Origin of the sequence: Bartonella koehlerae C-29 (assembly GCF_000706625.1) — a bacterium.
Lineage (GTDB): Bacteria > Pseudomonadota > Alphaproteobacteria > Rhizobiales > Rhizobiaceae > Bartonella > Bartonella koehlerae.
In genome coordinates, this window is the sequence record NZ_KL407334.1 from 1,127,272 (window position 1) to 1,140,966 (window position 13,695).

11 protein-coding genes, 1 tRNA gene and 1 pseudogene are annotated in these 13,695 nt (G+C 35.2%); 11 read left to right on the plus strand and 2 right to left on the minus strand.

The window, feature by feature from the left end:
* The first annotated feature begins 119 nt into the window (after window positions 1–119).
* The 4 genes from O9A_RS04750 to ttcA all read left to right on the plus strand — a co-directional run bounded on the left by O9A_RS04750 (window position 120) and on the right by ttcA (window position 3,686).
* Window positions 120–956 (plus strand): RNA methyltransferase, encoded by an 837-nt coding sequence (locus tag O9A_RS04750; RefSeq protein WP_034459296.1) that lies wholly within the window; start codon window positions 120–122, stop codon window positions 954–956.
* Window positions 949–1,761, plus strand: a complete 813-nt coding sequence (murI, locus tag O9A_RS04755; protein WP_034459299.1) for a glutamate racemase — start codon at window positions 949–951, stop codon at window positions 1,759–1,761. Before O9A_RS04750 ends, murI begins: the two co-directional genes overlap by 8 nt.
* A gap of 169 nt (window positions 1,762–1,930) precedes the next feature.
* Window positions 1,931–2,548, plus strand: coding sequence for a 30S ribosomal protein S4 (rpsD, locus tag O9A_RS04760; RefSeq protein WP_034459302.1), 618 nt, complete (start codon window positions 1,931–1,933; stop codon window positions 2,546–2,548).
* A 289-nt stretch (window positions 2,549–2,837) separates the two neighbouring features.
* Window positions 2,838–3,686 (plus strand): tRNA 2-thiocytidine(32) synthetase TtcA, encoded by an 849-nt coding sequence (gene ttcA / locus O9A_RS04765; protein WP_245262472.1) that lies wholly within the window; start codon window positions 2,838–2,840, stop codon window positions 3,684–3,686.
* Window positions 3,687–3,798: 112 nt separating this feature from the next.
* On the opposite strand, the pseudogene rimO reads toward ttcA, so the two are convergent.
* Window positions 3,799–5,111, minus strand: a pseudogene (gene rimO / locus O9A_RS04770) (30S ribosomal protein S12 methylthiotransferase RimO).
* 191 nt (window positions 5,112–5,302) lie between these two features.
* On the minus strand, window positions 5,303–6,007 hold the full coding sequence (lexA, locus tag O9A_RS04775) for a transcriptional repressor LexA (RefSeq protein WP_034459304.1): 705 nt from the start codon (window positions 6,005–6,007) through the stop codon (window positions 5,303–5,305).
* A 379-nt stretch (window positions 6,008–6,386) separates the two neighbouring features.
* Between lexA and O9A_RS04780 the strand changes: the two genes are divergently transcribed.
* The 7 genes from O9A_RS04780 (at window position 6,387) to O9A_RS04810 (ending at window position 13,693) form a co-directional block, all read left to right on the plus strand.
* Window positions 6,387–6,462, plus strand: a tRNA-Lys gene (locus O9A_RS04780).
* Between the two features lie 563 nt (window positions 6,463–7,025).
* The gene (locus O9A_RS04785) at window positions 7,026–7,871 is read left to right on the plus strand and encodes a septal ring lytic transglycosylase RlpA family protein (protein WP_034459306.1); all 846 of its coding nucleotides are present in this window, start codon (window positions 7,026–7,028) and stop codon (window positions 7,869–7,871) included.
* A gap of 533 nt (window positions 7,872–8,404) precedes the next feature.
* Window positions 8,405–9,583: a D-alanyl-D-alanine carboxypeptidase family protein gene (locus tag O9A_RS04790; protein ID WP_034459307.1), complete on the plus strand. Its 1,179-nt coding sequence runs from the start codon at window positions 8,405–8,407 to the stop codon at window positions 9,581–9,583.
* A 16-nt stretch (window positions 9,584–9,599) separates the two neighbouring features.
* Window positions 9,600–10,250, plus strand: a complete 651-nt coding sequence (gene tmk / locus O9A_RS04795; RefSeq protein ID WP_034459308.1) for a dTMP kinase — start codon at window positions 9,600–9,602, stop codon at window positions 10,248–10,250.
* The gene (locus O9A_RS04800; RefSeq protein WP_034459310.1) at window positions 10,247–11,299 is read left to right on the plus strand and encodes a DNA polymerase III subunit delta'; all 1,053 of its coding nucleotides are present in this window, start codon (window positions 10,247–10,249) and stop codon (window positions 11,297–11,299) included. Before tmk ends, O9A_RS04800 begins: the two co-directional genes overlap by 4 nt.
* A 71-nt stretch (window positions 11,300–11,370) precedes the next feature.
* Complete coding sequence (gene metG, locus O9A_RS04805) at window positions 11,371–12,930, plus strand: methionine--tRNA ligase (protein WP_034459312.1); 1,560 nt, start codon at window positions 11,371–11,373, stop codon at window positions 12,928–12,930.
* Window positions 12,920–13,693: a TatD family hydrolase gene (locus tag O9A_RS04810; RefSeq protein ID WP_034459315.1), complete on the plus strand. Its 774-nt coding sequence runs from the start codon at window positions 12,920–12,922 to the stop codon at window positions 13,691–13,693. Before metG ends, O9A_RS04810 begins: the two co-directional genes overlap by 11 nt.
* The last annotated feature ends 2 nt before the right edge of the window (window positions 13,694–13,695 follow it).

Genomic DNA, 13,695 nt, shown 5'->3' on the forward strand with positions numbered 1-13,695 from the left:
ACAATTTTTGAGTGAAAAAATAATATTGACTATAACTTGTTCTTTAAAAGATTATTTCATGGAATATGTTATTTTAGGAAGGTTGCGTTAAAAAAATCAGCGATAGGATCATAATTATAATGGCTGGAACCAATAAGAATCGTAAGAATTTAACAAATGGGCCAATTATTATTTTAGTCGAGCCGCAGTTGTCTGAAAATATTGGTATGGTAGCAAGGGCAATGGCAAATTTTGGGCTCTCTAAGCTTCGGTTAGTCAAACCTCGAGAAGAGTTTCCAAATGAAAAAGCCAAAGCTGCAGCAAGTAAAGCAGATCATGTCATTAACGATACAATAATTTTTGATACATTACGTGATTCGATTGCAGATTTGCACTACGTTTTTGCCACAACTGCACGTAAAAGATGTGGTTTTAAAACGGTAAAAAGTGCTGTTGAAGCGGCGACTATATTACGTCAGCGTGAGAATATTAGGCAGAAGACAGGTATTGTCTTTGGAAGAGAAAGGTGGGGATTAGAAAATGATGAGATCAGTCTTGTTGATGAAATTATCACTTTTCCAGTGAATCCTGCTTTCGCTTCACTTAATATTGCACAAGCGGTTTTGCTTATGTCTTATGAATGGATGAAATCAGGTTTAGAAGATGCAAGTGATACAGCTTTTCGTGCAGCAAAAATGGAGCCAGCGAATAAAGCAACGTTTCATGGTTTTTTATCTCAGTTAGAGGATTCTTTAGATATCCGTGGATATTTTAGACCCCGAGAACGCAAAGAGGTGATGCTTGCGAATCTGCGCTCTGTTTTTACGCGCGCTAATTTTAGCGAATCTGAAGTGCGCTTGCTATGGGGGATTATATCTTCATTGGATCATTTTTCGCCTAAATTTCCGCGAGGAAGCGGTTCACCCGCAGATCGTGATCATAAAAAATTAAAAACAAGTGTGAAAACTGATGGATGAACGACCTGTTCTTTTTTTTGATAGTGGCATTGGTGGTTTAACAGTGTTGAGGGAAGTGCGCGCTCTTATCCCTGAAAAGCAATTTATTTACGTTGCTGATGATGTTGGATTTCCTTATGGGAATTGGGAAGAAAATGTTCTAAAAAACCGTATTTTAAAAGTTTTTACAAATCTTGTAACGCTTTATAATCCTGCTTTATGTGTAATCGCTTGTAATACTGTTTCTACACTTATGATGGCAGATTTACGAAAAAATTTTCCCCATATTCTTTTTGTAGGAACGGTTCCTGCAATTAAATTAGCAGCTCAACAAACGAAATCTGGTTTTATTTCAGTGTTAGCTACTCCTGGAACTGTTAAACGTACATATACACATGAATTAATCAATTGTTTTGCAGATCAGTGCCATGTTCAACTTGTTGGAAGTGAAAAACTTGCTGGATTTACTGAAAATTATTTACGTGGAAAATCTGTCGATTTGGAAGAATTGCGTAATGAAATCCTTCCGTGCTTTGTTGAGAAAAATGGCAAATACACTGATATTATTGTGTTAGCGTGTACACATTATCCTTTTTTGATTCACTTTTTTCGTGAACAAGCCTTATGGCCCGTTCAATGGATTGATCCTTCAAAGGCTATAGCCAAACACACAAGATCGTTATTACCGCAAAGAACGCATCACAAAACTATAAAGAAGCATAAAGATTTTGCATTGTTTACATCACAAAATACAACTTCTTCAACAAAGCGCTTGTTAAAAGGATTTAGCTTAAATATCATGAAAGGAGTTGACTTTGAGGTGTGAGATTAATAAAGTCATTCCAGCTTTTTCTTTCAAGAAAATGGCATGAATTGACGTGTCCCGCGGATAACTTTGCATATTATGTGTTAAGATATTCTGTCAGTCTTTATTTTTGAAGGCAGAGGAGGGTGCGTTTCCTTGGAATCTTGTTCTTTATTTTAAAGGAAATGCGATGAGTAAACGCGAAACAACAAAATATAAAATTGATCGCCGTATGGGAGAAAATATTTGGGGTCGTCCAAAATCTCCTGTTAATCGCCGTGACTATGGTCCAGGTCAGCATGGACAACGCCGTAAAGGTAAACTTTCTGATTATGGTGTGCAATTGCGTGCTAAGCAGAAATTAAAAGGATTTTACGGTGATATTTCAGAAAAACAATTCCGTAAAACTTATGAAGAAGCTGCTCGTCGACGTGGTGATACGGGTGAAAATCTTATCGGGCTTTTGGAAGCTCGTTTAGATTCGGTCATCTACCGTGCAAAATTTGTACCGACGATTTTTGCTTCTCGCCAATTTATCAATCATGGTCATATTAATGTGAATGGTCGACGCACAAATATTCAATCATATCGCTGTAAGCCAGGTGATGTTATTGAGGTTCGTGAGAAATCAAAACAGCTTGTTTTAGTTTTGGAATCTGTGCAATTGGCTGAACGGGATGTGCCTGAATATATTGAAGCGGATCACAATCAGATGAAAGCAACATTTATCCGTGTTCCTGCTTTTGCAGACGTTCCTTATGCTGTGCAAATGGAACCCAATTTGGTTGTTGAGTTTTATTCTCGATAAATGCTCACAGTCTGGCATTGCTCTTTCTATTTTTTACATGTTCAAAAATATTATGTTGCTTATAAGCTTTTGAACAAGTGATTTTTGTGAGTAGAACTATATCGAGTTTATTGTTATTTTTATAACAACAAACTCGATATAGTTTCGCTTTTTTGCACTTATCATTTTAAGCTCAAATAAACAGCGGTTTAAACTGCGTTGCGTTTATGTTTTGTGTTACTTGCAGAGCAAGCTGTTTATTGTGCAGAATATAATATTAATAAATAATGTTTCAATTGAATATCAGACAATGGAAAAGAATAGAGAGAGAGTTGATCCTTTGGCAATAAAGACTGATGATTGCCATCCAATATTTCGGATTGCTCCTTCAACTGTGGAGTTTAATAAATTACGCAAACGGCTTTTGCGTCATATACGGCAAGCGTTTGATGACTTTTCTATGCTTTCATCAGGAAAAAAATGGCTCGTTGCTTTATCAGGCGGAAAGGACTCTTACGGTTTATTAGCACTTCTTCTAGATTTAAAGTGGCGTGGTCTTTTACCTGTTGAAATTTTGGCCTGTAATCTTGATCAGGGACAACCAGGATTTCCAAAACATATTCTTCCAGACTTTTTGAGTTCTTATCAAATTCCACATCGCATTGAATATCAGAATACTTATTCAGTTGTTACAGATAAATTGGTGCATACGCAAACATACTGTTCTCTTTGTTCTCGATTACGACGTGGCAATTTATACCGTATTGCACGTGAAGAGGGGTGTTCAGCATTAGTTCTGGGACATCACCGTGACGATGTTTTGGAAACGTTTTTTATGAATTTGTTTCATGGTGGTCGATTAGCAGCTATGCCAGGAAAGCTTATAAACGATGAAGGAGACCTTTTTGTTTTGCGCCCTCTTGTTTATGCTGCCGAGGAAGATATGGAAAAATTTTCTCAAGCAATGCAATTTCCTCTCATTCCTTGCAATTTTTGCGGTAGCCAGGATGGTTTACAACGCAATGCAATGAAGAAAATGCTAAAAGATATTGAAAGAAAAATGCCAGGGCGTAAAGACACCATGATCCGTGCCTTAACAAATGTACGCCCAAGCCATTTGCTTGATAAAAAATTTTTTGATTTTAAAAATCTATTTTAAAGATTAAATGTTCATGTAAATGATAGTTGTGACAATATATACGCAATAACATCTATTTTCATCATATTGACTGTGATCTTCATAAAAATAAATTTAAGCCTTTTTTATAATTTCAAACTGCGATACCATAAAGATCATAAGCATCTGATCGTTCTATTTTAACAATGACAAATTCACCAACACGTAAGGGGAGTCGTGACGATATATATACAACGCCGTCTATTTCTGGAGCATCATATTGGCTAAGACCTTTAGCTATTTTTCCTTGACTTTCATCGATAAGAATTTGAAGTCTTTTTCCAACTTTTTTCTTTAAAAGATGAGTAGAAATTTTTTGTTGTTTTGCCATAAAGCGATGTCAGCGGTTTTCCTTCACTTCTTCAGGAATGCTTTTAAATCCCAAATCATTTGCAACAGTACCTTTTACTTCTTCATATTTAACGCAGCCGGCACATTCAATTTTGACTTCGTCTAACCATTCAAGAAGTATATTAAAATCTTCATGAGTTTCACCTGGAAAGCCAACAATAAATGTGGATCGCAAAGTGAGATCTGGACAAATTATGCGCCATTTTTCAATTCTACGATTTATTTTTTCACAAGAGCAGGGCGTTTCATGTTGCGCAAAACAGTTGGTGATGCGTGTTGAAAAGGAATATCCAGATAAGGAAGAATTTTTTTTCCGCCATAAATTCAATAACGTTATCAACATGAGGATAAGGATAAACATAATGCATGTGTATCCAAATGCCCATATTACCTAATTCGCGACAAAGATCGAAAAATTTTGTTTTTACTGTGCGATCTTTCCAAGGAGTTTCTAGATATTTAAGATCAATGCCGTAAGCACTTGTATCTTGTGAAATAACCAAAAGTTCTTTTACACCTGCTTGTACAAGTTTTTCAGCTTCACGAAGAACATCACTGATAAAGCGTGACATAAAATTACTGCGCAAAGTATGTATAATACAAAAGCTAGACCGATTAGAGAATCCTTCAGAAATTTTTAAATAAGCATAATGACGGGGTGTTAAACGAATCCCTTGAGGGGGCACTGAATCTATAAAAGGATCATGAACTGGAGGAATTGCTGTATGAACTGCTTGTATAACGCTTTCATAGACTTGTGGTCCTGTAATGGCCAATACATTAGGGTATGCTTGACGAATAACATCGGGATCAGCACCAAGATACCCAGTTACAATAACTTTTCCATTTTTTTAAAAGGGCTTCATCAATATTGGCGAGTGATTCATTTCGGGCAGAATCAAGAAAACCACAGGTATTCACAATAACGAGATCAGCACCTTGATGTTTGCATGAAATTTCATAACCTTCGGATCGAAGACTTGTAATAATTCATTCAGAATCTACAAGTGCTTTAGGGCATCCAAGAGAAACAAAACTAATACGAGGCACTGCCATAATAATTCCTACAACTTTATGACATTTATGACAGTCGAATTTTATTTGTCTCTTTTACTTTATTAAGAATAAAAATGCTCTTGATTTTTTCTACAAAATTTTATGAGTCTGCGTAGCATATAACATGCTAAAAAAATACTTAAACAATCTGTCATTGAATAGAGGAGTTTACTCAGTAACTTTTTTGTTTTTTAATATTTGCGAATAAGTCCGATAAGCTTACCTTGTATCTGCACACGCTCAGGTCTGTATATGCGCGTTTCATAGTGCGGATTTGCAGCTTCCAGTGTAATAGAGTTTCCTTTGCGTCGATAACGTTTAAAGGTTACTTCTTCTTTATCGATGAGTGCAACAATAATTTCGCCTGGTGTTGCCGTATTTTGACGTCTAACAATTATAGTATCTTTATCAAGAATTCCAGCCTCAATCATAGAATCATCTTTGACTTCTAGGGCATAATATTCACCTAGGCTAATCATATCTTGTGGCAAACAAAGCGTATTTATTTGTTGCTGTATAGCGGAAATAGGTACAGCAGCAGCAATGCGACCCATAATGGGAATGATGATGTTTTTTTTATCTTTCAAATTAAAATTATCAGAGTTTTTTGATACTCTTCTTTTATTATTCTTTATTATACTAGGGGAAATTTTACGTGCTGAAGAAAGGTTAAATGTTATTTTCTCGGGAAGTCGGACAACTTCCATTGCACGGGCACGATTTGGCAAACGGCGTATAAAACCTCGCTCTTCTAAGGCTGTAATAAGTCTATGAATGCTAGATTTTGAAGTAAGCTCCAATGCAATCTTCATTTCATCAAAGGAGGGGGGAACGCCCGTTTCTTTCATATGATTGTGAATGAACAAAAGTAATTCATATTGTTTACAAGTCAGCATTGAATATTCCAATAAACAGAATCAAAAAAGAAAGAATAAAAAATATATTTTAAGTAATTATTATACAATTTTTATTTTGATAAAACAATAATATCTATTTTTTAATTTTATTAAGTGAATTTAATAAAGTAATATTTAATATTTTATGTTTATTTATTAATTTTTTTTATTTTTTAAAATATATTTTATTTTTTTAAATAAAAAATTATCTTAAGCTAAATTCTATAAGCGGTTTCGTATACAACGATGAGGAAAGAAGAAATAGCAGAAAAATATTGATAACTAAAACAAAGAATATTTTTTTTTCAAAAGGTGTTGACCAAATCAAAAGTCAACCGTATGTTTCATTCACTTTCGATAGGCAAGAGAGCTTGTTTGGGAGCGCGTAGCTCAGCTGGTAGAGCAACTGACTTTTAATCAGTAGGTCCAGGGTTCGAATCCCTGCGCGCTCACCAGCTTTATAATATTAATAAAGATTCGAGGATTTTAATTCATTTTTTTTTCCCTTTTCCCTCACTAACAACTGTTAGCTATTAAAGATCTAATTTGTATAAAGTGATGACATTGCTATCTTCAATACAGCCAAAAAGCGTTGTAGGTTGCGATATCATAATTTTTGCATTGGTTGCAGATATTCCTGTTCACGTTCTCAAGTTATTACTGATTTATTAATTTACAGTTTTTTCTGTATTTACAGTTATTTTCTAGTGGTTAACTGACCTTTATACAGAGAACCCCTATTTATTCACAGTTTATATTATGAGACTATGTTTTTTATTTAATATATTGATTTTTATTATTTTTATTCATTTTAATGTCTTTAAAAGTGCTTTTATTTTTTGTGACGAATAACAAAAAATAATTTAACAATATATTAATTTCTTGATTAAAGCTGAATTTTAAGTCTATCGTATATCGGTGCGCGGGGAATCATCCTATACTATGAATTTTCCCATCGCATACAAGAAGATATGGTGTATTTTTTCGATGGGTAATAGAAAAATAAGCGGGTTTTCAGATGCTTTTAGACAAAGAATCTTCTTCCGTTGTTAAATCAACACTTCAATTTGTTTCTCTAGTAGCTGCTTCTCAGTTATTGGTATCTTGCTGTACAAGCAAAACAACGCATTTTACATTAAAAAGTTTCTGTAATAATAAGGCAGTTGATGCAAAGACTGTTAGTCTACCTAAAAAAGTTTCAAGTAGACAAAATCAATCAAAAGAAAAAAGAAGTGGGCGGGCAGTCGTCGGCAAGCCTTATAAAATAAAAGGAAAATGGTACTATCCTCAACATGATCCGGCTTATAAACGTATTGGACAAGCATCATGGTATGGCTCAGATTTTCACGGGCGTTTAACAGCGAATGGTGAAATCTATGATATGAATCTCTTGACTGCTGCTCACCCCACGATGCCTTTACCCAGTTATGCTCGTGTTACGAATCTAGAAAATGGCTCTTCACTTATTGTGAGAGTGAATGATCGTGGTCCTTTTATGAAGGATAGAATCATTGATTTGTCAAAACAAGCCGCAGCAATACTTGGTTATGAAAATTCCGGTGTAACAAATGTTAAAGTGGAGTATATTGCTGAAGCACCTGTTGGCCACTATGATGGTGCTTATTTAATGGCCTCTTATACACCTGGAAATATCGGTTCATATTCTTTAGCATTAGCAGATACTCTTCAAAAAAGAGAAAGCATTATGTTAGAGAAGGGCAATATAGGCAGCAAAAAACAATCAACCAAAGCTGTTGTTGAACAGAAGAAACTAAGTAAAATTGTTTCAATAAAATTGCCAGAGATTGGTCCTGTGCTGGTTGACAAGCCGTTGTTGTTCCATCAGATAGCTTCTATAAAATAGTCTTTCTCAATAAATCAGAAATGAGCCGAGAAAAAGAGCAGAGATGGAGTGCTTGCAGCTTATTTTAAGATGAAGCGTGTGTTAATTTTTAATCGTACGAAGCTTCCAAACGACGAATGATTAAAAAAGTTGAATGCGGTAGGATTTTCACTAAAAATGAGGTTGTGTGTTGTTCATAAAAAGGCAAATGCTAATAATCTAGTTTTTACAATCCTACGATTTTCTTTAACAGTTAATGCGTGATGCAAATGCCTTTTCTTACCTATTTGTACCTTAAAGTGGTGGATTCTTCTCATGGATAAAGATAAATATTATTCTGTGAAGGGGCGTCTTGTGTTTTACAAGCCTTTAAAACGTTAAATTTAAATCCTTACGCGAGAAATGTATTATATTGCTTTTATTTTGGTAAAACTAAACGAACAGTGAAATATAATCTTCTTTAGCAAGTAATTCTTGATTTATAGAAAAGAAAAAATCTTTTCTTGTATAAGAGTATTCTCTATACTGATTCTTGAGATACGGGAGGATCGGTTATGCATATGGTATTAAGGATTTTACTTACCTTATTTTGGATGCTGACATTAAATGGGTGGGGAAAAGCGCAAAATTTTCAAACTTCTGCACCGCAATTACTATTACTAGATCATGAAACAGATACAATACTTTTTGAAAAACAAAGTGATATTCCTTTTTTTCCTGCGTCATTAGCAAAATTGATGACAGCAGAAGTTATATTTTATCAATTAAAGGAAGGATTGTTAAGCAGTACACAAACATTCAAGGTGAGTGAGAATGCTTGGCGCAAGGGTGGAGCGCCTTCCGGTACAACCACTATGTTTGCAAAAGTGAAGACAGAAATCAGTGTTTCTGATCTTTTGCGTGGTTTAATTATTGTTAATGGAAATGACGCTGCCATTATCCTTGCTGAGGGAGTATCGGAAAGTGAAGCTAATTTCGCAAAATTGATGAATCAGCGAGCCAAAGCGCTTGGATTAAGACATAGCAATTTTGTTAATCCAACAGGGCTTCCTGAAGAGGGACAGTTTGTGACATTACGCGATATGATAACATTAACGCGTCATATTGTTCGTACCTATCCCGATTATTATACACTTTACCGTGAACCTCACTTTACTTGGAATAATATTTTTCAACGTAACAAAAATCCTCTTATTTCTAAAGAAATTGGTGTAGAAGGCTTTGGTTTTGGCTACAGTGAAGAAAAAGGCTTTTCAATGGTTGTTGCTGCTTATAAAAATCATCGACATCTTTTTTTAGCAATAAATGGTTTGCAAAATGGTAGAGAATACACAAAAGAAATAGAACGCATTCTTCAATGGGGAATGATAGCTTTTAGTCTTAAAACAATTTTTACAAAAGGAGAAACAGTTGCTCATGCTTCTGTTTATGGTGGGGAGCAAAGCTTTGTGCCACTGATTGTTAAAGAGCCGATAGATTTCATGCTTTCCAATGAAAAAAAAATGGATGTTAAAGCAAAAATTAAATATCGTGGTCCCTTGAAAGCTCCAATTATTCTAGGAAAACCAATTGGTATCATTCAAATTTTACAAGATAAAAAGGTTCTTCTCGAAAAACCAGTTTTTGCTGGAAACAATGTTCAGGAAGGAAGCTTTTTTGCAAAAGTAAAAAATGCATTCTATGAAATAACAATTGGATGGTTACGCAAATATTTATATTACATACTAAATTAAGAATTAAGGTTCATCAGTGTCTGGTTATTTTATCACATTCGAGGGTGGGGAAGGCGTAGGAAAAACAACGCAAATTTTTTTGCTTGCTCAGCATCTTTGTAGCAAAGGCTATGATGTCTTTACAACACGAGAACCAGGAGGAACCGCAGGTGCAGAAGTAATACGCCATATTTTATTGTCAGGTCAGGTACAACAACAATATGGACCTTTGATTGAAGCGATTTTGCTTACAGCAGCGCGCATCGATCATGTTAGTGAAGTCATTATGCCTTCTTTGCAAAAAGGCAAAGTTGTTTTATGTGATCGCTTTATTGATTCTACACGTGTTTACCAAGGACTTAATGATAGAGTAAATTCCTCTACTCTTGCTGTTTTAGAATATCTTGCACTTAATGAAATAAAGCCTCAGCTGACATTCTTGTTAGATATACCAGCAAGATGTGGTATGAAGCGTGTAAATTTGCGAAGGAAAAAAGCAGAAACGATAGATTATTTTGAAAAAGATGAACTAAAGATTCAAGAACAAAGGCGCCAAGCTTTTCTTCAATTAGCAAAACAGGAGCCATGTCGGTTTCGTGTGATTGATGGAACGGATACAGTGGAAATTATTGCAGATCAAATAAGAGATATTTGTGATCAAGTGATGTTGTTGGATCAGTTTCCATGAGTGATGTGAATTTTTTACGCCAATATGATGATATCGGTAAAGTTTTACCACCGTCACAGAATAATATTATCTTTGGTCATGAAGTTGCTCGTCATTTTTTAGCACAAATGCTTAAGGAAAAACGTTTACCTCATGCCTTATTATTTGAAGGAGATTACGGGATTGGAAAAGCTACGTTGGCGTTTCACCTTGCTTGGAATATTTTAAGCTCTCAAAAGGATGACTTCGTGCAACCAAAGCATAATTCCGTTACATGGCGTCAAATTACACAGGGAAGTCATCCTGGTCTTTTGCATATTTCACGTCGCTTTGATGTAAAAACGCAAAAGTTTAAAACAGGTATACTTATTGATGATATTCGCGAGATTATACATTTTTTAAACCAAACGTCACAAGACAATAGGTGGCGTATTGTTATTATTGATCCTGCTGATGATATGAATAAAAGTGCAGCGAATGCAATTCTCAAAACACTCGAAGAGCCTCCTGCAAAGACATTATTCATTATTATCACACACTCTTCAGGAAAATTACTCCCAACAATTCGCTCACGGTGTCAACAGATTTCTTTGCGTCCATTGCATAACAATGAGATGAAAAAAGTCATTACACATATGTTTTCCAATCAAAATGTGATTGATGAAGAAACTGTTCGGAATCTTGTTAAAAAATCCAATGGAAGACCTCGAAAAGCAGCCCTACTTATTTATGGAGGGCTTGAAATTGTTAAAACCATTGATGCTTTATTAGAGCAATCTGTTTACAATCCAGCTATCGTACATACTCTTGCACAAACACTTTCTTCTTTTTCTTCAGCTATCCAATTTCAACAATTTTGTGATGAAATTCTTGATAAAATTCAAGAAAAAGCTATCATGCTTGTTGAAAGAGGAAATTTGCCTCTTTCAAAAAAATGTGCACAAATCTGGCAGGAAATTCATCAAGAAGTAGGAGAAATGCAGTCATTTAATCTTGATAAAAAGCAATTCATTATCAATTTGCTTTTTAGAGTTCATAAGATCATTTGTGAGAGTGAGCTTTTTTCGTGACAATCTGATTAACAGGCGTTATGTCATTAAAATTCAATGTATCTTTTATTGTGTTTTACAACGAGTATGACATGCCTGACACGTATTATATAACAACTCCGATTTTTTATCCTAATGGTACTCCACATATTGGACATGCCTATAGTGCAATTGCAAGCGACGTTTTGGCCCGTTTTCAACGATTAGATGGTAAGAATGTATTTTTTCTATCTGGTACGGATGAGCACGGTTTGAAGATGCAACAAACAGCAGCCACGTTGGGCATAACACCTAAGCAACTCGCAGACCGTAACAGTACTGTATTTCAAAAAATGCTTTCAGCATTAAATTGTTCTAACAATGATTTTATTCGTACAACAGAAGAGCGCCACTATCAAGCTTGTCAAGAAATTTGGAAAAAAATGGAAGCGAATGGCGATATTTACCTTAGCCGATATATAGGTTGGTATTCAGTCCGTCAAGAAGCTTATTATGAAGAGAAGGATACTGAAATTGGAGAAGATAATATCCGTCGCGAAAAGGAATTAGGCTCTCCAGTTGAATGGAACGAAGAAAAAAGTTATTTTTTTAAGCTTTCTCGTTATGAAAAAGCTCTTCTTGAATATTATGAAAAATATCCTGATTTTATTGCTCCACCTGAACGACGTAATGAAGTTATAAGTTTTATCAAGTCGGGTTTAAAAGATATTTCTATTTCACGTGCAGGTTTTAATTGGGGAATTTGTGTTCCAAATGATCCAAAACATGTAATGTATGTCTGGGTTGATGCACTCACAAACTATCTTTCAGCCATTGGCTTTTTTGATCAAAATTCAAAAAAACGTGATTTTTGGCCTGTAAATGTTCATATCATTGGTAAAGATATTATTCGTTTTCACGCAGTTTATTGGCCAGCATTTTTAATGTCTGCTGGCATTGCATTGCCTAAACGTATTTTTGCACATGGTTTTTTACTCAATCGTGGTGTAAAAATGTCAAAGTCCATTGGAAATGTTGTTGATCCTTTTGAAATGGTGGATCACTATGGTCTTGATCAAGTACGTTATTTTCTTCTCCGTGAAGTGCCATTTGGACAAGATGGTAGTTATAGCCATGATAGTTTTGTGAATCGTATTAATGCAGATCTTGCTAATGATCTTGGTAATTTAGCGCAACGCTCTTTGTCTATGATTGCTAAGAACTGTGATGCAAAAGTTCCTATACCAGCTACATTTTTAGTTCAGGATAAACAGCTTTTGGAGAAATCTCTTCAAGCCCTTGATACTATGCGCCAAGCCATGTCTTCTCAGGGAATACATTTAGCACTTTCAGCTGTTTTTTCAGTGGTTTCAGATGCCAACCGCTATTTTGCTAACGAACAACCTTGGAATTTAAGGAAAAATAATCCAGAAAGATTTTCCACGGTTCTTTACATAACTTTAGAGATCTTGCGGCGAATAGGAATTATGCTGTTGCCTTTTATACCACAATCAGCAACAAAACTTCTTGATAGCCTTACAATTTCTCAAGAAGATCGATTATTGCAGCATATAAGCAATTCAAAAATTCAAGAAGGTCTTGATCTTCCGCCACCAGAACCAATCTTTCCCCGTTATATTCTTAAAAAAGACGATATTCATCATGTTGATTGATACGCATTGTCATCTTGATTTTGAGGATTTTGCTCAAGATTTGGATGATATTATCCAAAGAGCGCTAGATGCAAATGTTAAACGTATGATAACAATTTCAACGCATGTTGGTAAGTTGGATAAACTTTTAACAATTACAAAAAACTATCCTCAAGTTTTTTGTACTGTTGGCACGCATCCCAATCATGCCCATGAAGAACAAAATATTACAGCTAAAGAACTCATTGATCTCTCAAAACATCCTAAAATTGTTGCATTTGGGGAGGTTGGTCTTGATTATCATTATGATTATTCCTCACCAGAAGAGCAAAAGAAAGTTTTTCAAGAATATATTGTCGCTTCTCGAGAAACACAGCTCCCTCTTGTTATACATTCCCGCAATGCTGATGTAGATATGGAAAAAATATTACGCGAACAGATAAAAGAAGATGCTTTTCCATTTGTACTGCATTGTTATTCGTCTGGGATGCAACTCGCTCGTGCTGGCATTGAGCTTGGTGGATATATCTCTTTTTCAGGTATTCTCACTTTTAAAAATGCGCTTGAAATCCGTGAGATAGCAAAAATTGTGCCTCATAAGTATTTATTGGTGGAAACGGATTCACCATTTCTAGCACCTGTTCCTCATCGGGGAAAAACGAATGAGCCGTCTTTTGTGCAATATACAGCGGCTATTTTGGCTGAAACAATTGGCTTAACTATTGAAGAAATAGCGCGGATAACAACGCAAAATGCTTTTCGTTTATTTAGCAAAATGAAGTAAGG

Excerpts from the sequence above, each read along its gene's own strand:
- O9A_RS04800 (WP_034459310.1), top strand. The coding sequence starts at position 10,247 with ATGAGTGATGTGAATTTTTTACGCCAATATGATGATATCGGTAAAGTT.
- O9A_RS04750 (WP_034459296.1), top strand. The coding sequence starts at position 120 with ATGGCTGGAACCAATAAGAATCGTAAGAATTTAACAAATGGGCCAATT.
- O9A_RS04810 (WP_034459315.1), top strand. The coding sequence starts at position 12,920 with ATGTTGATTGATACGCATTGTCATCTTGATTTTGAGGATTTTGCTCAA.
- lexA (WP_034459304.1), bottom strand. The coding sequence starts at position 6,007 with ATGCTGACTTGTAAACAATATGAATTACTTTTGTTCATTCACAATCAT.
- metG (WP_034459312.1), top strand. The coding sequence starts at position 11,371 with ATGCCTGACACGTATTATATAACAACTCCGATTTTTTATCCTAATGGT.
- rpsD (WP_034459302.1), top strand. The coding sequence starts at position 1,931 with ATGAGTAAACGCGAAACAACAAAATATAAAATTGATCGCCGTATGGGA.
- murI (WP_034459299.1), top strand. The coding sequence starts at position 949 with ATGGATGAACGACCTGTTCTTTTTTTTGATAGTGGCATTGGTGGTTTA.
- O9A_RS04785 (WP_034459306.1), top strand. The coding sequence starts at position 7,026 with ATGCTTTTAGACAAAGAATCTTCTTCCGTTGTTAAATCAACACTTCAA.
- O9A_RS04790 (WP_034459307.1), top strand. The coding sequence starts at position 8,405 with ATGCATATGGTATTAAGGATTTTACTTACCTTATTTTGGATGCTGACA.
- ttcA (WP_245262472.1), top strand. The coding sequence starts at position 2,838 with ATGGAAAAGAATAGAGAGAGAGTTGATCCTTTGGCAATAAAGACTGAT.